Genomic DNA, 22,932 nt, shown 5'->3' with positions numbered 1-22,932 from the left:
GAAGGGGAGGCGGTGCGTCCGCTGGCTGCGGCGCGCGGAAAGCCGACGCGGCGAATGCTGCGGGATCGGCGGGATGCCGCACGGTGGCGGCGCGCGGTGCGAATGTACTATGGGGGCTAGTGCATCCGCGCCTGTCGTGCACGGGTGCGGCACGCGATCATCGCCACACGCGCCGGCCGGCGCGTGTCGACGAAGCGGCAACGGGCCGGGGCGGTCATGCTGACGACATGGACAACCATTCGATGAACGAACAGGTAAACGAACAGGCGCTGAAGTCGCACACCGACCGGCGCCAGCTGCACCAGATCATCGCGGGGCTCACCGAGGGCGTCATCCTGGTCGAGCCCGACCAGCGGATCGTCTGGGCGAACGAGGCCGCGCTCGCGATGCACGGCGTGACCGAGCTGAAGGCGCTCGGCGCGACCGTCACCGATTACCGCGAGCGCTTCCGGCTGCGCTACCGGAACAATCATCCGGTGCGCGACGGCCACTATCCGATGGATCGCGTGATCGCGGGCGAGGAGTTCAGCGACGTGACGGTCGAAGTCGAATCGGCCGCCGACGAGACCGTGAGCTGGGTCCACCGCATCCGCAGCCTCGTGCTGACGAACGCGGCCGGCGAACCCGACTGCCTCGCGCTCGTGCTGCACGACGCGACCGAATGGGCGAGCGCCGAGGAGCGCTTCGAGCGCACCTTCAACGCGAACCCGGCGCCGGCCGTGATCTGCCGGCTCGACGACCTGCGCTACGTGAAGGTCAACCAGGGCTTTCTCGACATGACCGGCCACGCGCGCGACGACGTGCTCGGCCGCTCGGTGTACGAGGTCGACGTGCTCGACCAGGCCGAGCGGCGCGAACTCGCGATCGAGCGGCTCGGCGAAGGCGCGACGATCCCGCAGATGGAGGCCGTGCTGAAACGCGCGGACGGCAGCACGAAGGCGGTGGTCGTCGCCGGGCAGCCGATCGACATGAACGACGAGGCGTGCATGCTGTTCACGTTCATGGATCTCGAGCCGCGCAAGCAGGCCGAGCGCGCGCTCAAGCAGAGCGAGGAACGCTTCGCGACGGCGTTCCGGATGGCGCCGGTCGCCACCGCGATCGTCACGGCCGACCGCTTCGAATTGCTCGACGTGAACGGCGCATTCGCCGCGATGACGGGCCACGCGCAGGACGACCTGCTCGGCAAATCCGCGGACGAGCTCGGGCTGTGGGCCGAACGCGGCGCGTGGCAGCGCATCGAAGGGCGGCTCGCACGCGACGGCAACGTGCGTAACGCCGACGTACAGATTCGCACGCGTGACGGCGACGTGCGCGATTGCGTCGTGTCGGCCGATCCCGTCGCGATACACGGCCGCGATTGCCTGCTCGTCGCGCTGCTCGACATCAGCGATCGCAAGCGCACGGAGATGGAACTCGTCTACGCGATCGAAACCGCGATGCAGGATGCGTCGTGGTTCAGCCGCACGCTGATCGAGAAGCTGGCGAACGTGCGGCGCGCGAATGCGCCGGATGCGGGCGCGCAACTGTCGGACCTGACCGCGCGCGAGCGCGACGTGTTCGACCTGCTGTGCCACGGTCTCGCGGACAAGGAAATCGCCGGCCGCCTCGGGCTCGCGCCGAACACCGTGCGCAATCACGTCGCGACGATCTACGCGAAGCTCGACGTGCACAGCCGCGGCGAGGCGATCGTGTGGGCGCGCGAACGCGGGATCGTCGGCGCGGCCGACGCGAATGGCGCGCGCGGCGAGAAGGGCGGCGCGAAGGGCAAGGACTGACGCCGTCGGTACGAATGCACCATGCGCGCTGGTGCATCCGCATCTGCCGCGCGCGGCGCCTGCTTGCGATCCTGTCCACTCGGCGGTGCGGCGCTGGCCGTCACGCCGCCGGTTCTCTCCAACCATCGCAGGAGACGACCATGGACAGGAATCGCATCGAAGGCAAGCTCAAGCAGGTCAAGGGTTCGGTCAAGGAAGCGCTCGGCAAGGTGACGGGCGACCGCAAGACGGAAGCGGAAGGTGTCGCCGAACAGCAGGCCGGCAAGCTTCAGGAGAAGGCCGGCGAGGCGGCTGATGCGGTGCGCAAGCAGACGGGCACCGATCGGCACTGACCGATGACGCGGCGCCGCGGGCGTCGCGGCTGTCGCGACGGCCGGCCGGGCCGTCATCGCAACGATGATGCGCCGCCGGCATGACCACGACCGGCCTTGATGGGCGGGCGCCGGCGCGGTATTCCTCGGCAACGATTTGCCCGCGGCCCACCGATGCGCGGGCCGCGGGCCGGCCGCGAACGCGGAACTTGATGACAAATCCTCACTACATAGTTCCGATATTTCGTTTGCTGCACGGGTATTGGCTGCCCACAATCCATTCACCTCTTTCGCGATGAAAGGCTCTTCGGAGACGGAGCCGCGGCGATCGATCGGCCGGTAGGGACGTTGCATGACGCCCCGGTGGCGGACGACATGACCGGCACGCGAGAGGTTGCCGACGCGCGGCAGTCGCGCGTTGCATCCCGGCCCCCAGAACAAGGATTGTCATGACGTTCCGCATTCGTTCGCTTTCCGGCGTCGCATTGACCGCCGCGATCCTCGCGCTCCAGACGGGCGCGGCTCACGCGCAGGAGACGGTCGTCAAGGTCGGCGTGGCCGGCCCGCTGACGGGCGGTGGCGCCGCGTACGGCAAGGACATCGAGAACGGCGTGCGCATGGCGGTCGACGAAGCGAATGCCGCGCATACGACGGTGGGCGGCAAGCCCGTGAAGTTCGTCGTTGCGTCGCAGGACGACCAGAGCGATCCGCGCACCGGCGTGCAGGCCGCGCAGCAACTCGCCGACGCGCAGGTGGCCGTCGTGATCGGCCACTTCAATTCGGGCACGACGTTGCCCGCGTCGAAGATCTACGCGAAGGCCGGCATTCCGATGATCACGCCGTCGGCGACCAATCCCGACATCACGCGCGCCGGGCTCGGCACCGTGTACCGCGTGATCGCGACCGATACGCAGAACGCCGGCAACGCAGGCGCCTATGCGGCGAGCGTGACCAAGGCGAAGCGCATCGCGATCATCGACGACCGCACCGCGTTCGGCCAGGGCGAAGCCGACGAATTCGAGAAGTCCGTGAAGGCGAACGGCGGCACGGTCGTCGCGCGCGAATTCACGAACGACAAGGCGGTGGACTTCAGTGCGCAGCTCACGAAGATCAAGAGCACCAACGCCGATCTCGTGTTCTTCGGCGGCCTCGACGCGCAGGCCGCGATGCTCGTGAAGCGCATGCGCCAGCTCGGCATCCGTGCGCAGTTCCTCGCGGGCGGCGGCGTGATGAACGCGAACTTCATCAAGCTGGCCGGCAATGCGGCGGAAGGCGCGGCCGTGTGGGAATACGGGCAGCCGCTGTCGCGTCTCGCGAAGGGCAAGCAGTTCGAAACGAAATTCAAGCAGAAGTACGGCATCGACATGCTCGCGTATGCGCCGTTCGCGTACGACGCGACGTGGATCGCGATCAACGCGATGCAGAAGGCGAACTCGACGAAGCCGGCCGATTTCAACGGCGCGCTGAAGGGCACGCGCTACGACGGCATCACGGGCACGATCGCGTTCACGAACACGGGCGACCTGAAGAACCCGAGCTCGACGCTGTATGAGGTGAAGAACGCCGCGTGGCAGCCCGTCACGACGAAATCGGCGGATTGAACGCAACAGGCGCGCGCGGACTTTCGCGGCGCTGCCGGACGTGCTGAAATGCCATCAGCGATCGGTTGCGATCGCGGCGCACGCCGGTGTTGCAGCCGCACGAGTCTGCCCGCGCGACGCCGCGTGCGACGCGGCACGAACAACCCACGGGCGTGGCCGGCTGGCCGCGCCCACCATGTGCAACTGGAGTCAGTCGTGAGTTCTCAAGTCGTCATCGTCGGCGGTGGTGTGATCGGCAGCTCGATCGCCTATTTCCTGCGCGCCACCGATCCCACGGTATCCGTGACCGTGATCGAGCGCGACCCCACCTATGCGAGATCGTCGTCGGCGTTGTCGGCCGCGTCGATTCGCCAGCAGTTCTCGACGCCGCTGTCGATCGAGATGTCGCTGTTCGGCATCGACTTCCTGCGCACGATCGGCGAACGGCTCGAAGTGGACGGCCATCAGCCGTCGATCGACCTGCACGAAGGCGGCTACCTGTTCCTCGCGACGCCGGCCGGCGATGCGACGCTGCGCGAGAACCATGCGCTGCAGACGAGCCTCGGCGCGGATATCCGGTTGATGGACCGCGATGCGCTGCGCGCGAAGTTTCCGTGGCTGAACGTCGACGATCTCGTGTCGGGCGCGTATGGCGTGAGCGGCGAAGGCTGGTTCGACGGCTACGGGCTCGTGCAGGCATTGCGCAAGAAGGCGCAGGCGCTGGGTGCGCGCTATGTGTCGTCCGATGTGAAGGCGGTGGTGCGCGAAGGCCGCAAGGTCACGCAGGTGGTCACGGCCGACGGCGAACACTATGCGTGCGACACGCTCGTCAACGCGGCAGGCGCGTGGGCCCGCACGCTGTCGTCGATGATGGGCATCGACATTCCTGTTTATGCGCGGCGCCGCAGCATCTTCAACGTGTCGTCGCCGGCCCGGCTCACGGATTGCCCGCTGCTGATCGACCCGACCGGCGTGTATTTCCGGCCGGAAGGGCGGACGTACATTTGCGGGACGTCGCCGAGCCCGGATCGCGACCCGGACGACCTGCCGCTCGACGAAGTCGACCACGACCTGTTCGACGAGGTGATCTGGCCGACGCTCGCGAACCGCGTGCCGGAGTTCGAGGCGCTGCGCGTGGAGAACTGCTGGTCCGGATACTACGAGTACAACGTGTTCGACCACAACGCGATCATCGGCTATCACCCGGAACTCGATAACGTCGTGTTCGCAAACGGCTACAGCGGCCACGGGCTGCAGCAAGGGCCGGCGACGGGGCGCGGGGTCAGTGAACTCATTCTGGGCGGGCGTTACGACACGCTCGACCTGTCGACGCTCGGCTGGGCGCGCGTGCTGGAAAACCGGCCGATCGTCGAAAAGAACGTCGTGTAGCGCGGCGTACCCCGCCCGGTGTGGTGGGCGGGATTCTCCTTGTGTCTCAACTCATTGGCCCGACTGTGTCGGGCTCTTTTTTTGCGCGTGTCAGCCGACGCCGTAAACCGCGTCGCGCAGATCCACCGTGTACTGGCCGTTCATCCCTTCGTAAAGCGTGTTCGACAGCGATACGACGGTGAGCCCGCGTGCGCGGTCGACGAACCACGAATGCCCGTACACGCCTCCCCAGCGCCAGGTGCCCACGGATTCCGGCGATGCCGCCGCGTGCGGGTCGCGCAACACGGAAAACCCGATCCCGAAACCCGTGCCGGGCAGGTCGGGCAACTCGAGGTTGCCGGTGTGGACGCGGCCCATCTCGTCGACCAGGTCGGCCGGCAGCAGCGTGCCGCCGCCCGCCCGCAGCGTGTCCAGCACATTCAGCACGTCACCGGCAGTGCCGACCATGCCGGCGCCGCCCGATGCGAAGGCGTTCGCGTCGAGCGCGCGCGACGGCGAGTACGTCACGCCGACGGAGCCCTCGAAGATGGGCACGGCTTCGTTTTCGGCAAGCCGGTGCGGTTGCGGCGTGTCATTGACGTAGGGCGTCGCGAGCCGCGCGGAGTCGCGTGCGACGAATCCCGTGTCGCGCGTGCCGAGCGGGTGGAGCACGAGCGTATCGATTGCGTCGGCGAGCGGCAGTCCGCTGACCGCCTCGATCAGCGCGCCGACCACGTCGATGGAGAGCGAATAGTTCCAGCCGGTTCCCGGCGCGTACTGCAGCGGTACGCTCGCGATCCTGCGCACGTTTTCGGCGAGCGTGATCGAGGCGGCATCGAGCCCGTCGGAGACGCCCGCGCGTGCATAGGCGCCCGTCGCGTCGGCTTCCGCGAAGCGATAGCCGAGGCCGGCGGTATGCGTGAGCAGGTGACGCACCCTGATCACCGGCACGCTGCCGTCACGCAGCGCCGGGCGGAACTCGGGCAGCCAGCGCGTGACGTCGTCGTCGAGCGACAGCTTCTGCTGGGCGACGAGCGCCATCGCGGCTGCGGCTACGATCGGCTTCGTCACCGACGCGAGCCTGAACAGCGTGTCCTCGCGCATCGGCGTGTGCGCTTCGCGGTCGGCGAACCCGGCCGCGCGGCGATAGACGAGTTCGCCGTCGCGTGCGACCAGGACGACCGCGCCGACGAGGCGGTGCGTTTCGAGTTGACGGGACAGTACCGCGTCGACGCGCCCGGCGAGTGCGGGATCGGTCGACGGCTGCTGTGATGATGCGCGGTTGGGGATCATCGAGGACTCTGTCGTGAAGGGGGAGCCGACATGTTAGGCGGCGCACGCGGAAAGCGCCGTTAATCCACACATGGAACAGGGCTTCGTGCGCCGCACCGACCGGCGCTGACGGCCACGGGGCGGGGGATTCAGCCGGGGGCCACGGCAGCCCCGTTGCGGCGCACCACGTCGGGCCTGCGCCGGTTAGCTGACAAAATATGCCCCAAGCGGCGCGCGGCGTTCGTTAGAATCTGCTGTCGTCGAGGAAATAACGCAATTGCATTGGTGCAGGGCGGTATCGCGTCACGGACACTGCTTGCCCAGAATCCATCGTTCATCTTTCACCGGAGGCGAGCATGCCTGGTTTACTTCCCGATGTTGACCGCGAGGGGCTCCTCGAATATTCGGTGGTGTACACCGATCGCTCGGTCAACCATATGTCGCAACGCTTTCAGGGCGTCATGCGCGACATCTCCGGCACGCTGAAAAAAGTCTACAACGCGAAGTCGGTCGTGATCGTTCCGGGCAGCGGGACGTTCGGCATGGAAGCCGTCGCGCGGCAGTTTGCAACGAACAAGAAGTGCCTCGTCATCCGCAACGGCTGGTTCAGTTTCCGCTGGTCGCAGATTTTCGACATGGGCAGCATTCCGTCCGAGACGACGGTGCTGAAGGCGCGCCCGGTCGAAGCGGGACGGCAGGCCGCGTATGCGCCGGCCCCGATCGACGAAGTGGTCGCCGCGATCAAGGAACACAAGCCGGATCTGGTCTTTGCGCCGCATGTCGAAACCGCGTCCGGGATGATGCTGCCCGATGGGTATCTGCGCGCGGTGGCCGACGCCGTGCATGCCGTCGGCGGCATGTTCGTGCTGGATTGCATCGCGTCCGGCACGGTGTGGGTCGACATGCAGGCGAGTGGCGTCGATATCCTGATCAGCGCGCCGCAGAAGGGCTGGAGCGCGTCGCCGTGCTGCGCAATGGTCATGTTGAGCCCGCTCGCCCGCGAACGCATCGATGCGACGACCAGCACCAGCTTCGCGTGCGATCTCCGCAAGTGGCTGCAGATCATGGAGGCTTATGAGGGCGGCGGGTTCGCGTACCACGCGACGATGCCCACGGACAGCCTCACGACGCTGCGCGACGTGATGAAGGAAACCGAGGCATACGGCTTCGACAAGGTGAAAGCGGAGCAGCTCGAGCTCGGCAATCGCATTCGTGCGCTGCTGGCCGACAAGGGCTTCCGGAGCGTGGCGGCTGAGGGCTTCGAGGCACCGGGTGTCGTGGTCTGCTATACGGATGACGACGGGATTCGATCGGGGAAGAAGTTCGCCGACGTCGGCTTGCAGATCGCGGCCGGCGTGCCGCTGCAATGCGACGAGCCGGAGGATTTCAAGACCTTCCGTTTGGGCTTGTTCGGGCTGGACAAGCTGCATGATGTCGACGGTGCGGTTGCACGGTTCGCCGACGCGCTGGAGCGGGTTCTTTAAGACGCTTTGCGGATTGGGTGGGGCAGTGGGCTGTGGGTGGCTGCACCTGTGGCCCGCCGCCTCGCGCTGTTCATGGTCTTGTTTGATGCGCACTCGGGTTCCGGGCTCGACGTGCTCATGCGCAGCGGGGTCGATCCATCTGCCTGTACCGCTAACCTGAAAGGCTCGCATGGCATACATCGTTCGACAGGAAGTCCCGTCGGTATCCGCATACATCGACATTCGTCTCGCCGCAGGGTTGAGCAGGAAGTCGGAGCAGGCCGCGACGATGGGGTTGAAGAACGGGCTCTTCAGCGTCGTGGCCTACTGCGACAGTGTCCCGGTCGGAATTGGCCGGGTCATCGGCGACGGCGGCTGCTTCTTCGAGATCGTGGATATCGCGGTGTTGCCCGCTCACCAGAAGAAAGGCGTGGGCGACCTGATCATGCGGGCGCTGATGCGCTACGTTCACGAGAATGCGCCGCCGACCGCGTATGTCAGCCTGATGGCGGATCACGGGACACCGAAGTTCTACGAACGCTACGGTTTTCAGCCGTCGTTGCTGCCGGAGAAGGCGGGGATGTTTTTGCGGATTGCGTAGCGCGTGGGTGGCCGATGTGAGTTGGTAGATGTGCTGGTGCACGATCTACCAACGCCAGTTCTCAGAAAGGCCCGAGCGCTTGCTCCAACTGCGACATCTCTTCACGCCACTTCTGCTGCAAGTTTGGCTTTTGGTGTTTCTTTTTGCGTGCGAGGTCCGTTTCCAGCAAGGCGTCCAGTTCGCACCAACGCTGCCATTGCGCTTCCGCTTCGCTCTGGGGCGAATGCGTGCCGTGATCAGTCACACCTGCTGGCTCGGGTTCAGGCGCGGATACCTCTTCGCGAGCAACATACAAAAGTCGGTACGCGCTCTCGGCATCCGGCCACTCCTGCAAGCGCCCGTCATGGATCGCCCAGAAACGATTGCAACTGTGCTCGATCAACTCGCGATCGTGCGAGACAAGAATGAAGCCGCCGGCAAACGTGGCAAGAGCCTCGGCAAGTTCGCGCTTGCCGGCCATGTCGAGGTGATTGGTCGGCTCATCCAGCCATAGCAGGTGATAGCTGGCCATCGACAGTGCCAGAAACAGCAGACGTGCGCGCTCACCACCGCTCAACGTGGCGACGGTCTGGTTGTGCCGCGGATAAGCGAAGCCCGCCGCGATCAACGCTTGCCGTCGTTCTCTGTCGCCAACCCGCACAAACTCGGACAGTGCGTCGGATAGCGTAGCGCTGTCGGGCAGTTGCTGCAGCGATTGATCGTAGTACGCGATGTTTGCCAACGGATGAAAGCGCCACCCGGCGCGTGCTTCTCCCTGCCGTACATCGCTCCAGCACTGACGCAACAACGATGATTTGCCCGTACCGTTGCTGCCAAGTAGCGCGACCTTGTCGCCTGGGCGCAACCACAGGTTATCGATCTGAAACAGCGGCGGTTGCTCGGGCCGGGCAAACACCTGCAGACCTTCGAAAGCAAGCAAGTTATCGGCCTCCAGCTTGCTACCCGCCAGTTTCAGACGCCAGGGGCTGCCGTGGCTCACGAACGTTTGTTCTTCCTTGAGTTTGTCGACACGCTTTTGCATTGAGCGCGCCTGCCGCAGCAGCTTTTCATTGTCATGCTCACGGCCCCAGATGGCGATGCGTTTGCTGCTGACGGCGAGCCGGTCAATTTCCTTTTGTTCGGCGGCACGGCGCACCTGCGCCGCCGCGTCGGCATCGGCGAGGGCGACCAACGCGTTGCTGCATGGCATGTCGAAGCTGTACACGCGCTGATCGCGCAGAATCCAGCTTTTTTCGCTCAGTTTGTCCAGCAGTCGCGCGTCGTGCGACACGAGGATGAGGCCGCCCTGCCAGCGTTGCAGGAAATCCTCCAGCCACAGCAACGACGGCAGATCCAGATGGTTGCTCGGCTCGTCCAGGAGCAGCAGGTTGGGCTCGAGCAACACGGCACGCCCGAGTAGCAAGCGCGTGTGCTGGCCGCCGCTGAGGTTGGCCACCGTAGTGTTCGCCGCTGCGGATAAGTCCAGGTCATGCAGCAGACTGTCGACACGCCAGTGTTGTGCGGACAGTGTATCCACGACTTCCAGCAGTGCTTCACGTGCCGTCAGTCCCGCCAGCCGCGCCGGCAGGTGCTGCTCCACGTGCTGAAGGCGGCATTGCCCGCTGTAGTGAACGTTGCCCGCGCTCAGTTCGCGGGCACCAGCGAGTACGCCAAGCAGACTGCTTTTGCCGCAGCCGTTATGGCCAATAAGGCCGATACGGTCGCCGAGTTCTACAGTAAGGGAAAGATCCTGGAACAGCGGGCCTTGGCTGGTTTCCAGTTGCACAGAAAGTGCGGAGATCAGGGTCGTCATACCTAGCTCTTGTCTTTTTGGGGGACGTGTTTGTCCCTGTCAACAGGAGCGCTGGCGACAACAAAGAGTCGAGAAAGAACTCGAGAATGTAGCGTGAACTTTGCTCTGACCGGGTTATCGCAGCGCGATGGAACTCAGGCAGGAGCGGGTCGATGTGCTGAAGAAATGCACCAACATCACTTGGCGCGCAAGCAGAACCATATTTACCTCCTTTTTTAAAAGAAGTTGAATAGGCTTGAAAGTATATAGCAATGCAGCGTTCTTTACGGAGGTCACTGAAAGGGGGCCGAGCGAGGAGTGGCCGCCTTTCTGAGGGTAGTGCAGGATGATCTGCTTCGTTTCAACGCGCTGATCCGGATTGTCTATCTCGCGTACTTCGTGTGGGGCGAGGCCGCGGCGGGCGGCGATGTCGTGCCTTGCCGCCGCGCTAGACGCCTGCATCAAGCGGATCGGGCAGGATTACCCTTGCCTGTTGCTTGACCAGGAGCAGCGGGTGATCGAGCGCGTGCTGGTGCTGCACGACGCACAACCGGCGGCCGTGCCCGGATTTCGCTACCTGGAGGCCAGGGAGCAGCTGCAGCGCTTCATTGTGAGAGTGAACGGCCTTCGCCGATTCCGACCGCCGCAGCCGGTTGGCAAGGACACACCAAAGGGCGGGGGAGGTATTGGTCAAGGCTGACGAGATAATCTTTCATCTCGTGACCGCCCCGTTCTACAAGGCCCAGAAGCGACCGCGTGCGATACATGACCGGTGCCGACAGGTGCGAACGGTACTTTGTGACCCATAGGAGACCGTCGCCTTTCCGTATTGCTGTCACTTTCGATCTACTGCTGGCCGGCACGCGCTGCGGCGTAACAACGCGTGCCCCGTCGCCTTCAAAGCTCTACTTCACGAACTGCTGCCTGGAAAAGAAATTCGTCACGCGTGACCAAGAACAAACCGGGTGTGCCCGATCCAAGCACGTGCAGAGGCTCTAACTTGGCAACCTGTTTCCAGAATTCTTCGGTGTACTTGTCATTGACGTTGAGCGGGCTAAAACCTAAACGATTCACGAAGTTTGAATGGGATTCAAACTTGATAAGCCTATCGTACACATACCACTCATCAAAGCCTGGCATCGGAAGCCGCGATACCGCCTTGACTAATGGACTGACCGCGAGTTCGCCGAATTTTGACCATCCCGCCGTGAATTCCTCATCGGTCGGCGTATATGGTCCGCTGTCACAACTTGCAATTGCAATATATCGCCCGAGCACTAATTCCGGACAACGTAGAACTATGTCCTCGATAGCCCCGTCAGTCCCTTCGTTCCATTCGACAATCCGATAACCGGCACGTTCGCCTGTTCGCGTTACTCTCTCCCCACCCTCGTCCGTCAGATTATCGATCATCTTTTCTAGTAATGCCCGCACATGTGCTGCCGCTTCTTCGCGCGTACCCTCGAAGTCCAACCTACTAGCGCCATTTCCGAATCGACAATCGGTTGCATCCTGCACGACTTCGTAGCCGAATATGAATGTTCCGTCGTTGCGCTGATATACGTGAAACCCAACGTCGTACGTCAGGTCGTGCGCATTTTGTCGCACATACTGAAACGTCTGACCATATCCGGCCTCAAGTTTCATCTGGTTGTCCCCATTTGACAGCAATTGAGACTTACGATCTGGATTTCCGCGCCGGGCCATCGACGGACCGGCACGGCCATTGTCAACGATCTAGGCGTTGACGTCGACCGACCGCTTCTGGCCGATTAGCGACACCGACTTCGCAAGACTGCAAACGTCTTGCGAAGTCGACTGGATCGCCTCATAGGTTGAGTTTTCGCCGGTCCGAAGAGACCCGCGATTTCCATGAAGCGCTGCCATGAAGCAGCGGTAGATCAGGCGGCGTCATGTCACTAGCGCTCATGGTCGCCCGGACGTAGACAGGCTGGAAAACAGGACTGCACCGCATGAGGTCTTGTGGCCGTCGAGCGCGGCGTTGGCCCCGTCGACTTTGAGGTTCGCATCACCCTCTGCAATGACGACTTCACCGTGCTCGGGACAGATGCAACGGTCGCCGATACGACCAACCGCACGCCCCATGACCTTGCTGTTCGGCGCGCCGGTTTCCACGGTTCCGCCGTGACTATGCCGATCGCCTACTCGAATCACGCCGCGCATACTGCTTCCTCAATACGAATAGCCTTGCCCGCGCCAATCGGGATAGTCGCCGTCGAATCGCTTGCCCCACCATGGCAGATACGCATCCCCTTCGCCGCCTGCCCGGAACCAGTTGCGGTCGGGATCGATCGCCGTCAATTTGCTAGGCGGCTTCACGACGACCGCCACTGGGTGGTCGGAGGCGGTCGTGCCCGCCACTAGTGTGTTGCCACCCAGGTGATTGGCCCGGCCGATCGCCAGAACCACGTCGGTGAGCGCGGACCCGGTGCCCATGTCGCCGAGCACCGCGGCCGTATTGAAGGTCTGCTTCACGTGGTCGTATTCCGGGAGCGTTTCGGTCAACGACTGGGACAGTGAGGCGAGGCGAGCCGATGCCGCGTCGCTGCCATGACCAGCGTCGTGCACGATGAACTTGAGGTCGGTGACACCGATCCCCGCATTTTTTGCGGCCTGCTTGATCGTTGCCTTCCACGCTTGCACTGAGCGTGGCTCGCGCACTTTTGCTTCGAATGCCTTCGTGTCGCCCGTCGCCGGTCGGCCGATCCATGCGAGCGGTTCACGTTGGGTCTTGAAGTCCGGCCCGGTCAGGATCATCAGGACCATGTTCTCGTTCATCTGCTCGTCGTTGGGCGGGAAGCTCGGTGCGTCCCAGTTCATCACCCAGACGCTTTTGTCAGGATGCGCACGCAGATAGTCGAGCGCATGGGTCAGGGAAGTGAAGCCAGTGTTTGGGCCGCCTTGGGTGACACGAACGTCCGGTGGCGTGTTGTCACTCCACAAATCAGTGAACTCGGCGTTTCCGATTTCGAACTCGCTGATTATCTGGTCTCGGAGATAGTCCGTCGACGCCTTCGCTTTCAGTCTGCTCGGTAGTGCCGCCTCGACATGAATGCCTGCAACCTCTCTCCATTTCTTCTTGTTCTCCGGCTTGACCGTATAAAAATAGTCCGGGTTCATGACGTACTTCTCACCAAAAAGCGGAGTGAGCGTCTCGATATATTTGTGATAGAAGCCCTCAAACGTTTCTTCGCCATGGACTCCGTACGCGATCCCAGCAACCGGTTGAAGTGTCGTAAAACTCTTCGGATCGGTGCGGACCATGTCGTCGTTTTTGTTCGGCTTCACCAGCCCCATGGTCCACAGCACTTGCCATTCGGTCGGGTAGTCGCGCCGTTGTAACGGGTTGAGCCAAACGAGTCCGACCACTTGCGCCATGAAGGGCTTGTCGGACGGAATTGCCGCTCCCGCGCTGACTTCCGGCGCAGCTGTCACCACCTGGGGCGCACGGCTCTTCCACCAGGCGGTTGTAAACGCCAGGACCATCGCGGCAACCAACAACGGCAGCAGGATAAGACGCTTCATCAAGGATTCCGATGTGAGTGTTTCGGTGCGCAACGCACTCGCCGGGTGCCACAACAGCAGAACCACGCCCGCCGTAACAATAAAGGCGAGCACAGCTATCATCAATCTTTTCGGCCATGTAAGGCTTGCGGGAGGCTAACTGTGGATTGGCACAGAAATCGAAACAATCCATCTCAGTGATAGAAATAAGTGAGGTGGATATTCTTTCAAAATCAATTCAATAAATTAGCGAATGTAATTTTGTGCCGCCCCGGTTCGAGGAGAGGCTAATGTAAAACATCGTTATCTTGAGGCGGCGTAGAATCGGCCTTTTGATAAGATGAATCGTTGAGTCCGTATCACTCAACGAACCGAATTCCGCCAACGCCTGAAGGCCGAGCCAGCTGCCGAGAGATTGAGCCTTCTCCTGTTGACGTGATACCAATTCGCCGCCGGCCGTTATTCGGCGGCTATTTTTTGTTTGCACATGGCACGGGGTTGCTCGATGGTTTCTGATCTGTTGAACAAGGCGCTGCGTGCGCAATACGTGCAATTGGGACGGATCGTCCGACTTGATACGCCACTTGGCGAAAACCGCTTGGTCCCACTCTATGTTCGAGGTCGCGCATGTCTTGGACGGGACTTCGAATTTACGATCGACGCAACCTCGACGCAGCTTGAATCGATTCAGGCCAAGGCGCTGATCCGGCAGTCCGTGACGCTGTGGATTCGCCAGGTTGACGGAAGTGAAATGCCGATTCACGGCTATGTGACAGCGTTCAGTCGCCTGGGAGGGGATGGAGCCAATACCTATTACCAGCTCCGATTTAACTCGTATCTCGCCCTGCTTCGGCTTGGTAGCGACCGGCGCGACTGGATCGAGACGCCCGCGCAGCAAACGGTGTCGGACGTGCTCGGAAAGTATCCGCAGGCGGCTGGTAACTTCACGTGGCAACTACGCCAAGCATTGCGCTCGTATTCCCAGCGTGTGCAATGGGAATCCGACTGGAACTACGTCCATCGCACGTTTGAAGAGCTCGGCGTGTTTCCGCGTTTCGATGTGGCGGAGGACGGGAAGTCACACAAGGTCGTCATCATGGATGATCTGTTCTCAGTCCCCGAACTGAGGCACAAGACCATTTCGTTCAGCCGCTCGGTGCAAGACGAGGAATTCGACGGGCTCTGCGAGTGGGTTGATTCACAGGAAATTCAGTCGGCTGAACTCGATACGGGAACTTTCGATTATAAGCACCCTGACCTCCCCAAACATGTCACCATGCCGGGGCTCGATCTGGACGATGTCCCTGGCTTGGGCGAACGGTACGAATACACCGGCTCGCATACATGGTCCGACCACGATATGGGCGAAAGTCAGGCGAACTATATTACAGAGGGGTGGCGCTCGCGTGCGCAGCGCTTCTACGGCGTAGGTGCATTACGTTGCGCCTGGCCGGGTCGCTATGGCGTGCTGACGGGGCACCCTGTGCACGATGCGCAATCGGAGGCGGATCGCGAAATGGCGATTCTTTCCGTGAATTGGCTGATTCAGAACAACGTACCTGGGCTTGAGAACCTGATGCGTTTTCGCAAGAGCCTTCGTGCAGAGGTCGAGCAAGCACGTGCTACGGGTGTAGGTTCAGCTGTGCGGCATGACGACGGTGGTGTAGGTTTTTTCCACGTCGAGATCGAAGCTCAACGACGCAGTGTTGCCTTTCGCAGCCCGTTCGAACACAAGAAGCCTGTCATGCAGATGCAGACCGGCATCGTCGGAGGGCCGGACGAAGAGGAAATCTATACGGACGACATGCTTCGCGCAAAAATTCGGCTGACATCTGATCGGCTTAACGATGGCGACCAGAACGTGTCTGCGTGGATACGCGCGGCCATGCCGGATGCGGGCTACAAACGCGGTGGCATGTTCCCGCTGCGCAAGAACGACGAATGCTTGATCGGCTTCATCAACGGCGATTGCGATCGCCCCGTGATCCTTTCCAGGATGCACGGCGGGAAAAGCATGCCTGAATGGCACACGCATGGCCTGACCTCGGGCTTGTTGTCACGCGAGTACGGTGGCGATGGCTACAACCAACTCATGATGGACGACGCCACTGGTCAAAATCGTGTGCATTTGTACTCGACCAGCTATAGCAGCCACCTTCATCTGGGCTACCTAATCCAGCACTCTGGGAATACACGTGGTGCGTTTATCGGCCACGGATTCGACCTCAAGTCACTAGCCTATGGTGCTGTGAGGGCTGAACAAGGTCTCTACGTCTCGACGCAACCCGCCTCCACGCAACCACTGAGTACGGGACCAGCGTCTGAACAGCTTACCCGCGCTGAAGCGATGCTGGAGACGACTTCGAAGGCGAGCGAGACGAACCGGGCGCAAAGCCAACAAAGCGGCCGCGATGCGCTAAAAGCCTTCACCGACGCCACGCAGCAAGCGGTGGCCGGCACAAGCAAGGGCGGCCGTACGGCAGGTGGCGGCACCGGCAACGCGAACGGTTTCGCGAAGCCGATCATGCTGCTGTCGAGTCCGGAAGGGATCGCCGCGTCGACTCAAGGGTCAGCCCACATCACGGCAAACAAGCAAACCAATATGGTTGCCGGGGAGGACATCAATCTTGCCGCCGGCCGGGCTTTGCTCGCCAGCGTACTGGAACAGATCAGCCTGTTTGCGCAAAAGCTTGGTGTGAAAATTTACGCTGCAGGTGGGCCGATTGATCTTCAAGCGCAGAATGATTCGATGAGCCTGGCCGCCTCGCAGGATGTGAAGATCACGGCAGGGAAGAAGATGTACTTGTCAGCTGACGAGATATGGATTGGCGCGAACGGCTCATATATCAAGTTGACGGCGAACATGATTGAGAACGCAACGTCGGGGCAAATTTTGGAAAAATGCGCGAATTGGGAAAAATCCGGTGCCGCAAGTGGGTCGCTCCAGAATCCGCTTCATTCCTCGCCGGTATCGGCAGACGGCGGGCGTTTTACGGTGTTCTCTGGGTAAGAACCCCGGTAGAGCAGACATCGACAAAAAAATCTTGAAACCGAATCCGAGTCGGGAAATATGAGCAAGACAGCCCCCAAAAAGAAGCACCATCCGCCGGCCGCGCCGCATCCGGCACCGAAGCCTGCCGAGCCCACAGATACCCAACTGACTTGGGCGTATCCGTTCACGCCAGTGGGCAAGAATGACGCCGCTGACCCAATGACCTACTTCGCGGCGCTGGCGAAGTGCGAGAACGGGTTCTATCCGCTGGGCGTCAGCGGGATGTGGCATGGAGGCGTGCATTTCGCCGACGGCAGCGCGGAGATGTTGAAGCAGGACGCTGGTGTCCGTGCCATCGCGGACGGCAAGATCGTTGCGTACAGGCTGAACAAGGAGTACGAGGAAACGACATATCCAAACAATGCTGGTTTGGCGCACTACTCGACCGGCTTTGTATTGGTTCGGCATGAACTGAAATTGCCACCAGTACCGCCGAAGCCGGCTCCGAAGCAACCAGAGAAGCCCGCATCGGCGCCGGCATCCGCCCCAGCATCGGCCCCTACCGCCACGCCTCCGACATCTACCCCCGCCGATGGCACACCGCCCAGCGGCAAACCGGCAAACGACAAGCCCCTCGTGTTCTTCAGCTTGTACATGCACACGATGGATTGGAAGACCTATCAGAAGGCGATCGAGCAGGCCAAATCCAATCCGAAGCCTGATCCGTCGCTTCCCGCTCCGATGTCGTATTGGGAAGGCGACCGCTACTATCGTGTTGGTGCGAAGGCGAAAGACACACAAACCGTTGACAATCCGAAGGCGCCAGCGCAGCCGCCTTCCGCACCTGGCGATTCGGCTGGCAATCTACCTAATCAGAACGCCAATGGAGACGAGCCGTCGTCTGCAAGTAGCGATCAAGATATGGGGCCGCCGGTTCTAGCGAAAGGGTTGCACATTCGAGAGCAGCCTGACGGCAAGAGTAAGCTTCTCGGTCTGTTACCGACCGGGGCCGAAGTGATTGCAGGTGAAAGCGATCCCGCACACAAGGACTGGATAAAGATCAAGGCGATTAAATCCGGGACGATTCTGCCTGCGGTTGTTGGCAAACCGGTATCCCCTCAAGCGCCTTGGAGCTACCTTTTCAAGGGGGAGTTGGATGCGGTTGTAGATCCGACGCCGCTTGATGCGGTCGTCATCCTAAAGGAACCGCAGAAAGTTAATGCTGGCGACGTCCTCGCTCATGTTGGTCAGTATCAGTGGCCAATGAAGGCAAGTCCGATACCACCCCAGCCGAACTTTCCTATGTTGCACCTCGAAGTGTTTGCCGGTTCGGATTTCAAGGACTTCATCGAGAAAAGCCGCGCTCGCGCGAAAGAACTGAACGAAGACAACAAGTCACTTCTTGAAATCGAGCCCGGGGCCCAACTGGTGACTGACATCCCAGAGCCGGATCAGAGGCTGACCCAAGCTGGGTTGAAGCTTGTACCGATCGGTGATGCGAAGGGTTCGCGCTGGATTAAGGTGCAGCCTAAGAGCGTGACCAATGTGCCCGCCAAGGGTAAGCAGAAGGCCAAGCAGACGTTCGCGGACGTTGGCAAACCGTTGTGGGTCGAAAGTCGTCTGGCGAACACGATCAGCACGGCCAATGTTCCGGGATGGCAAAACTTCCCGCTGCAAGTTTCTAAGGCAACCGGCCCGGGCGCGGACTTCCGGGACGTGTTGCGCCGTCCCGAACTTGACAAGCTCGGCGAGGGTAATGTTGCGGTCGACGACAAGGGCCATCATTGGTGGAACATCACGATCGGTTCGAAGGACGGCTCCGGCCTGACTGGCTGGGTGTGCGAAACCGATCACCCACACGTACAGCTTCGCAGTCCTTGGGAATGGCCAGGTTTCGAATTGGTCGATAACGGCAGCGTTAGCCCCTCCGATATGTTCAAGCGCCATATCCATACGACCGAGCAGTATATGGCGGATGAGGAAGGGACGGAGTTTCTGGGAGACGCTGTGAAGGTCAACGCAGGCGAACTCATTACAAAGATTGAAAAGGCGATCGATACGAACCATGACGGGAAGGTGTCGGCGCAGGAGCTGAAACACGCGCTGGAAACGCGGTGGATGGCCGAAGCACTGTCGCATCTTGTGGTGCGCAACGAAACCGAATGGGGCGGCGGTCTGGGCAAGTGGGAAGAACTCACTCCGCTCATGCAGAAGCAGACTGAGATGTGGAAGACGGAGCTTGATCGGCTCGCGAAGCTTCAGTGGTGGGAACAAATCACGGGTGTCGATGGCTTCCCTAGTGATCTTTCGCCTTGGCACCTCCATCCGATTGGGCTGATCGGAAATTTCATGGTTTGTAGCGCAAAATGTAAAACTAACGTGCTGGATTTTCCCACCACGGAGGGAATGTTCTACGCGTCTCAAGAAGGTTTCCATCTTATTCTCGATACGGAAGGGTATGGTGAAATTCCGTACGTTCCAAAGAATAGTGAATCCAGTGGAGTAACGTTTGGCTACGGCTATGACTTGGGGCAACAAAGCGAAGCAATGGTTCGCAGTGATTTGGATGGATTCTATACAGAGGATGAGATTACAAGGCTACTAACCGCACTCGGAAAACGTGGGGACGCAGCACGGAAATTTATTCCATCTTTCACCGATATAAAAATAACTGAGCCGAAGGCGCTTGAGATGGCCAAGAGGGTTAAGAAGCGTTACTCTCAATTTACGGTTGATGCATTTCCGGGTGTTACGAAACTACATCCTCATTGTCAAGGGGCGCTGCTCAGCTTGGTTTATAATCGCGGGGCTCAACTTGAAGACAAACCAGGGCAAAAGTCACGCATTCACATGAGAAACATTCGCGCCGCTATTGAGAATAAGAACCTCCCGGAAGTTCCAGTGCAGTTACGTGCCATGAAAGTACTGTGGGAAGGAACTGGGAACGACGGGCTACTCACGCGGCGGGAGAAGGAGGCAGTTCTTTTCGAGAAAGGTATGACTTGTGACTGTTGGAGATGATTGTGATGAAGAATGTTGCTTTTCTTGTACTGATGCTTATTTCGAGTGTGGCCTTTTCGAAGGTTGTCTGCAATGGCCAAACCAACGCAGAGTTAACTGATTGCGCACAAAAAAATTATGAGGATGCGGATAAAGTATTAAACAAGAATTATAGCGAATTTATAAAAAAGGTTGCTCCTACGGAGAAGCAAAATCTCATCGAAACTCAAAGGGCATGGGTCGCGTATAAGGAGAAATATTGCGATGCAGCGTTTAATTCCACCGCTCCGGGAGCGGAGGCCTCTATAGACAAATGGGCCTGCTTGACGTCGGCGACAGAGGTGCGAACAAATGAAATTCGCTACTTGGAATCATCTATTGGGATGGATGATTTCAGGCGGTCGCTGTCCGTCATGGCGAATCTTTACGAAGGCGGAGATATCACCAAAGTAATGTCGAGGCTGATAAAAAACACACCGGACGGGAGCAATCCAAATTGGATGAAATATGTGGATCTGAATTGCAAGATGAGCGCCGCGAAGTTGCAGGAAGACCGCAACACGTGTGTGGCTAGACTTAATTTCTTTAAAAACTGGTGATTTTGTGCCTCATTTACTCTGAGCACGCGACAGATGATCAATTTGATTCGAATCGGTGACGACACCGATCACGGTGGCAAAGTTGAAACAGGGTCCGCAACCATGCGTTTTGACGGCCGCTATGTCTCTCGTAAGGGGGATCGAGTGTCGTGTCCGCAGCACCCCGATGTGTCGCCTAACGTCATAGAGGAAGGCGATTCTTCGATGACGGACGGCGGTATCCCGATTGCCCGGCATGGGCATCGGGCGACATGTGGATGTCACCTCATCTCGAGCCTGATCTGAAAGTGTTGCGCTGTCGGGGCGATCCCGTGCACGACGAGTGCGCACTGGATGCGATCGCCATGATGAGACCGCCGCGTGGCCAGCTCAGGTCAGGTGGCAGGGCGTTGCGACGCCGGTACGATCTTACTTAGGACAGCGGCTGCGGCGTGGGCCGAGCTGAATGTACCGATCGCCGTGCCTGGTCAGCTCGATAGCTCGATGGCTCGTGCTGCCCTTCGAGATCAGGAGGGGCGCTTGGGTCGGATTCCGTCACCCACTCGCGATGTAGCCTGACGGCCGCAACCGGCGAGTCGACGACGGAATGGAGAGACGTTCCATCCCATAGCTCGACGGTGTACTTGTCGCGCACGCGACAGATACCAATCGTCCAACCGCTGCGGTGCGAATAACCGTAATCGCTGACCACTGTCCACCCCAACGCAACCATCTGTCGCGCTGCTCGAGCATCGGCGCCGTGGTCATGCTCGCCCCCCGGGGGGCGGGTCAGGTGTGCGAGCACGCTGCCGCGCTTGTACATCGGCTACGCGAAGGTTTCACGATTCTATAAATCACGGTCATGTGTGTAAGCAAGATCCGGCCGGTCGTCGCGTCTGTCGCGTCAATCGAGCGAGGTTCCGACGCCACTACGCCGCGCATGGCCAATTCGCCCCGTCGTTTCCAACTCCGAGCAATCCGTCAATCATCGCCGATGCCGGACAGGCGATGCGAGCCATGCGGACGGAATCTACCGCGTCAAGCAATACAAAACATCAGGACACCCTTCCTCGTTCCTGCTTCCGTCGCTGTATGCGATGGCAACGAACCCATGCTGCTCATAAAACGCGGCAGCATCGCGATTCATCTGGAACGTATAGAGCTGGAGCTTGCCAACCGTCTGCGACTTCACCGATTCCAGGAGGGAAGAACCAATCCCTTGCCGTTTGAATTCGGGGCACACATACAACTGGTCGAGCCATGCCACACCGTCGGTGACAACGTGTGCGGCCATGCCAACTATGCGATCGTCGTGCACGGCAACGGTCACGTCGCCGGAAGGGACAAGTATGTTGGCAACCCAATCGCGGACGGCGGCTTCGGAGTGTGCGAGCGGCGCGTAGGATGCCAGCGCGTTGCGCGACCGTAGATAGACATCAGCCACCTCTGCGGCATCGGCCGCAATCGCTCGACGCAAGACTAAAGGCATGTATCCGCCGCTCCAAAATCATCAAAGAGTGCACAACGATAGCAGCACGGAATCGAACTTCCAAGGTTGCACAGCACGCTGCTGAAACAGGCGAGATCGGAAGTGCAGCGCTCCGTATCGAGTTTGCGGTACAGCGAATGGGCGTTGAGACCGGGTTACCGATTCGCTGCTTCGTTCCGGGATTCCGGGGCCCCGACATTCCCGTATCATCTGTCCGATTCACCGGGATCGCACGACCTGACGATTCCGCACCCATGAAAGGACGAGCAATGAAGGTCGAAGGGCGCGGCCGCGGTAAAGCAATCGGACACGACGCGGCAGATCCGAAGCGTGCCGGTATCGCACCCGTCACCAAGAGCACCGACCCGCGCGACTACCAGAATGCACCCGGTATCGCGGCCGTCATGCCGAAAGCATTTCCCGACGGCTTCGTCGTCGCGGAGCATCGGCACACGCGTGCACAACTCGTCTACACCACGACAGGCATCGCCGAAGTCATCGCCTGCCAGTCGCTCTGGATGATCCCGCCTCATCGCGCACTCTGGATTCCGCCCGACCTGCCGCACGCGATGCGCGCACACGGGCAACTCGAAATGCGCACCGCCTACGTCGACCCGCGAGCATACCGATCCGCATACCCGGATCAACCGAGCCTGGTCAACGTTTCGCCGCTGCTGCGTGAGTTGATCGTGCGCGCATCGTCTTTTCCGGTCGAGGTCGATCCCGACGGACGCGACGATCTCGTCATCCAGCTGATGCTGGCCGAAATCGAGTGGTCCCCCGAGCAACCCTTGCGGCTGCCGTCCGGGCAGGACCGGCGTCTTGCGCGAGTCTGCGACGCGATGCTGGCGAATCCGGCCGATCAGCGAACGCTGACGGAATGGGCCGATGCAGTCGGTGCGTCGAGCCGGACACTGGCCCGGCTGTTCACTGCCGAAACCGGGCTGTCGTTCAGCCAGTGGCGCCAACAGGCGAGGATCTCGGCCGCGCGCCCGCTGCTGGCATCGGGACGCTCCGTGATCGCCGTCGCGGCCGACCTCGGCTACGAAACCACGAGCGCCTTCTCGACCGTGTTTCGCCGGTTTGCCGGCATGACGCCCAGCGCGTACGCGAAACTGTCCGATTCCGCGTAGCAAACGTCTTTCCCGCAAACGCGGAGCGCGGCGCGCGCGCTTATCGTGTCGGTCATCGAATCCACTGACCGAAC

The 22,932-nt window shown here is 60.8% G+C and carries 19 protein-coding genes; 12 read left to right on the top strand and 7 right to left on the bottom strand.

Annotation, left to right across the window (positions count from 1 at the left end):
- Positions 1-242: 242 nt before the first annotated feature.
- From ACPTTF_RS30555 to ACPTTF_RS30540, 4 genes are all read left to right on the top strand, one after another.
- Positions 243-1,775, top strand: coding sequence for a PAS domain S-box protein (locus ACPTTF_RS30555; protein ID WP_423369432.1), 1,533 nt, complete (start codon positions 243-245; stop codon positions 1,773-1,775).
- A gap of 140 nt (positions 1,776-1,915) precedes the next feature.
- On the top strand, positions 1,916-2,107 hold the full coding sequence (locus tag ACPTTF_RS30550; protein WP_166954979.1) for a CsbD family protein: 192 nt from the start codon (positions 1,916-1,918) through the stop codon (positions 2,105-2,107).
- A gap of 428 nt (positions 2,108-2,535) precedes the next feature.
- Complete coding sequence (locus ACPTTF_RS30545; RefSeq protein WP_423369431.1) at positions 2,536-3,687, top strand: branched-chain amino acid ABC transporter substrate-binding protein; 1,152 nt, start codon at positions 2,536-2,538, stop codon at positions 3,685-3,687.
- Between the two features lie 195 nt (positions 3,688-3,882).
- The gene (locus ACPTTF_RS30540; RefSeq protein WP_423369430.1) at positions 3,883-5,055 is read left to right on the top strand and encodes an NAD(P)/FAD-dependent oxidoreductase; all 1,173 of its coding nucleotides are present in this window, start codon (positions 3,883-3,885) and stop codon (positions 5,053-5,055) included.
- A 90-nt stretch (positions 5,056-5,145) separates the two neighbouring features.
- Here the strand turns inward: ACPTTF_RS30540 and ACPTTF_RS30535 are convergent, their stop codons facing one another.
- Entirely contained in the window at positions 5,146-6,327 is a 1,182-nt protein-coding gene (locus tag ACPTTF_RS30535) for a serine hydrolase domain-containing protein (protein WP_423369429.1), read from the bottom strand.
- Positions 6,328-6,662: 335 nt separating this feature from the next.
- On the opposite strand from ACPTTF_RS30535, the gene ACPTTF_RS30530 reads away from it, so the two are divergent.
- Together ACPTTF_RS30530 and ACPTTF_RS30525 are read left to right on the top strand one after the other, a co-directional pair.
- Positions 6,663-7,790 carry an aminotransferase class V-fold PLP-dependent enzyme gene (locus ACPTTF_RS30530; RefSeq protein ID WP_423369428.1) on the top strand — a complete coding sequence of 376 codons (1,128 nt, stop codon included), beginning with the start codon at positions 6,663-6,665 and terminating at the stop codon, positions 7,788-7,790.
- A 268-nt stretch (positions 7,791-8,058) separates the two neighbouring features.
- A complete protein-coding gene (locus ACPTTF_RS30525) occupies positions 8,059-8,370 on the top strand; it encodes a GNAT family N-acetyltransferase (protein WP_423369427.1) in 312 nt (103 codons plus the stop codon).
- Positions 8,371-8,431: 61 nt separating this feature from the next.
- Here ACPTTF_RS30525 and ACPTTF_RS30520 read toward each other — a convergent pair whose 3' ends face one another.
- Positions 8,432-10,162, bottom strand: coding sequence for an ABC-F family ATP-binding cassette domain-containing protein (locus tag ACPTTF_RS30520; protein WP_423369426.1), 1,731 nt, complete (start codon positions 10,160-10,162; stop codon positions 8,432-8,434).
- Positions 10,163-10,276: 114 nt separating this feature from the next.
- Positions 10,277-10,603 carry a hypothetical protein gene (locus ACPTTF_RS30515; protein WP_423391194.1) on the bottom strand — a complete coding sequence of 109 codons (327 nt, stop codon included), beginning with the start codon at positions 10,601-10,603 and terminating at the stop codon, positions 10,277-10,279.
- A gap of 31 nt (positions 10,604-10,634) precedes the next feature.
- On the opposite strand from ACPTTF_RS30515, the gene ACPTTF_RS30510 reads away from it, so the two are divergent.
- On the top strand, positions 10,635-10,841 hold the full coding sequence (locus tag ACPTTF_RS30510; protein WP_423391193.1) for a hypothetical protein: 207 nt from the start codon (positions 10,635-10,637) through the stop codon (positions 10,839-10,841).
- 197 nt (positions 10,842-11,038) lie between these two features.
- On the opposite strand, the gene ACPTTF_RS30505 is transcribed toward ACPTTF_RS30510, so the two are convergent.
- From ACPTTF_RS30505 to ACPTTF_RS30495, 3 genes are all read right to left on the bottom strand, one after another.
- On the bottom strand, positions 11,039-11,788 hold the full coding sequence (locus ACPTTF_RS30505; RefSeq protein ID WP_423369424.1) for a hypothetical protein: 750 nt from the start codon (positions 11,786-11,788) through the stop codon (positions 11,039-11,041).
- A gap of 279 nt (positions 11,789-12,067) precedes the next feature.
- A complete protein-coding gene (locus ACPTTF_RS30500; RefSeq protein ID WP_166954963.1) occupies positions 12,068-12,325 on the bottom strand; it encodes a PAAR domain-containing protein in 258 nt (85 codons plus the stop codon).
- 9 nt (positions 12,326-12,334) lie between these two features.
- The gene (locus tag ACPTTF_RS30495) at positions 12,335-13,789 is read right to left on the bottom strand and encodes a virulence factor (RefSeq protein WP_423369423.1); all 1,455 of its coding nucleotides are present in this window, start codon (positions 13,787-13,789) and stop codon (positions 12,335-12,337) included.
- A 382-nt stretch (positions 13,790-14,171) separates the two neighbouring features.
- Here ACPTTF_RS30495 and ACPTTF_RS30490 point away from each other — a divergent pair, with 382 nt between their 5' ends.
- The 4 genes from ACPTTF_RS30490 to ACPTTF_RS30475 are packed head-to-tail and all read left to right on the top strand — an operon-like array spanning position 14,172 to position 20,542.
- On the top strand, positions 14,172-16,676 hold the full coding sequence (locus ACPTTF_RS30490; protein WP_423369422.1) for a type VI secretion system Vgr family protein: 2,505 nt from the start codon (positions 14,172-14,174) through the stop codon (positions 16,674-16,676).
- 60 nt (positions 16,677-16,736) lie between these two features.
- On the top strand, positions 16,737-19,679 hold the full coding sequence (locus ACPTTF_RS30485) for a pesticin C-terminus-like muramidase (protein ID WP_423369421.1): 2,943 nt from the start codon (positions 16,737-16,739) through the stop codon (positions 19,677-19,679).
- A 5-nt stretch (positions 19,680-19,684) separates the two neighbouring features.
- A complete protein-coding gene (locus ACPTTF_RS30480) occupies positions 19,685-20,257 on the top strand; it encodes a lysozyme inhibitor LprI family protein (RefSeq protein ID WP_423369420.1) in 573 nt (190 codons plus the stop codon).
- 33 nt (positions 20,258-20,290) lie between these two features.
- Positions 20,291-20,542: a PAAR domain-containing protein gene (locus ACPTTF_RS30475; RefSeq protein WP_423369419.1), complete on the top strand. Its 252-nt coding sequence runs from the start codon at positions 20,291-20,293 to the stop codon at positions 20,540-20,542.
- 724 nt (positions 20,543-21,266) lie between these two features.
- On the opposite strand, the gene ACPTTF_RS30470 is transcribed toward ACPTTF_RS30475, so the two are convergent.
- Positions 21,267-21,725: a GNAT family N-acetyltransferase gene (locus tag ACPTTF_RS30470; RefSeq protein ID WP_423369418.1), complete on the bottom strand. Its 459-nt coding sequence runs from the start codon at positions 21,723-21,725 to the stop codon at positions 21,267-21,269.
- Between the two features lie 254 nt (positions 21,726-21,979).
- On the opposite strand from ACPTTF_RS30470, the gene ACPTTF_RS30465 reads away from it, so the two are divergent.
- The gene (locus ACPTTF_RS30465; protein ID WP_423369417.1) at positions 21,980-22,858 is read left to right on the top strand and encodes a helix-turn-helix domain-containing protein; all 879 of its coding nucleotides are present in this window, start codon (positions 21,980-21,982) and stop codon (positions 22,856-22,858) included.
- Positions 22,859-22,932 lie beyond the last annotated feature (74 nt).

Source organism: Burkholderia crassaminum, from assembly GCF_964265005.1.
Taxonomy (GTDB): domain Bacteria; phylum Pseudomonadota; class Gammaproteobacteria; order Burkholderiales; family Burkholderiaceae; genus Burkholderia.
This window is presented reverse-complemented; position numbering and strand designations above follow the sequence as displayed.

Coding starts and splice junctions, on each gene's coding strand:
- ACPTTF_RS30555 (WP_423369432.1), top strand. CDS start 243: ATGAACGAACAGGTAAACGAACAGGCGCTGAAGTCGCACACCGACCGG.
- ACPTTF_RS30550 (WP_166954979.1), top strand. CDS start 1,916: ATGGACAGGAATCGCATCGAAGGCAAGCTCAAGCAGGTCAAGGGTTCG.
- ACPTTF_RS30545 (WP_423369431.1), top strand. CDS start 2,536: ATGACGTTCCGCATTCGTTCGCTTTCCGGCGTCGCATTGACCGCCGCG.
- ACPTTF_RS30535 (WP_423369429.1), bottom strand. CDS start 6,327: ATGATCCCCAACCGCGCATCATCACAGCAGCCGTCGACCGATCCCGCA.
- ACPTTF_RS30530 (WP_423369428.1), top strand. CDS start 6,663: ATGCCTGGTTTACTTCCCGATGTTGACCGCGAGGGGCTCCTCGAATAT.
- ACPTTF_RS30525 (WP_423369427.1), top strand. CDS start 8,059: ATGGGGTTGAAGAACGGGCTCTTCAGCGTCGTGGCCTACTGCGACAGT.
- ACPTTF_RS30520 (WP_423369426.1), bottom strand. CDS start 10,162: ATGACGACCCTGATCTCCGCACTTTCTGTGCAACTGGAAACCAGCCAA.
- ACPTTF_RS30515 (WP_423391194.1), bottom strand. CDS start 10,603: ATGCAGGCGTCTAGCGCGGCGGCAAGGCACGACATCGCCGCCCGCCGC.
- ACPTTF_RS30505 (WP_423369424.1), bottom strand. CDS start 11,788: ATGAAACTTGAGGCCGGATATGGTCAGACGTTTCAGTATGTGCGACAA.
- ACPTTF_RS30500 (WP_166954963.1), bottom strand. CDS start 12,325: ATGCGCGGCGTGATTCGAGTAGGCGATCGGCATAGTCACGGCGGAACC.
- ACPTTF_RS30495 (WP_423369423.1), bottom strand. CDS start 13,789: ATGATAGCTGTGCTCGCCTTTATTGTTACGGCGGGCGTGGTTCTGCTG.
- ACPTTF_RS30490 (WP_423369422.1), top strand. CDS start 14,172: ATGGTTTCTGATCTGTTGAACAAGGCGCTGCGTGCGCAATACGTGCAA.
- ACPTTF_RS30485 (WP_423369421.1), top strand. CDS start 16,737: ATGAGCAAGACAGCCCCCAAAAAGAAGCACCATCCGCCGGCCGCGCCG.
- ACPTTF_RS30480 (WP_423369420.1), top strand. CDS start 19,685: ATGAAGAATGTTGCTTTTCTTGTACTGATGCTTATTTCGAGTGTGGCC.
- ACPTTF_RS30475 (WP_423369419.1), top strand. CDS start 20,291: ATGATCAATTTGATTCGAATCGGTGACGACACCGATCACGGTGGCAAA.
- ACPTTF_RS30470 (WP_423369418.1), bottom strand. CDS start 21,725: ATGCCTTTAGTCTTGCGTCGAGCGATTGCGGCCGATGCCGCAGAGGTG.
- ACPTTF_RS30465 (WP_423369417.1), top strand. CDS start 21,980: ATGAAAGGACGAGCAATGAAGGTCGAAGGGCGCGGCCGCGGTAAAGCA.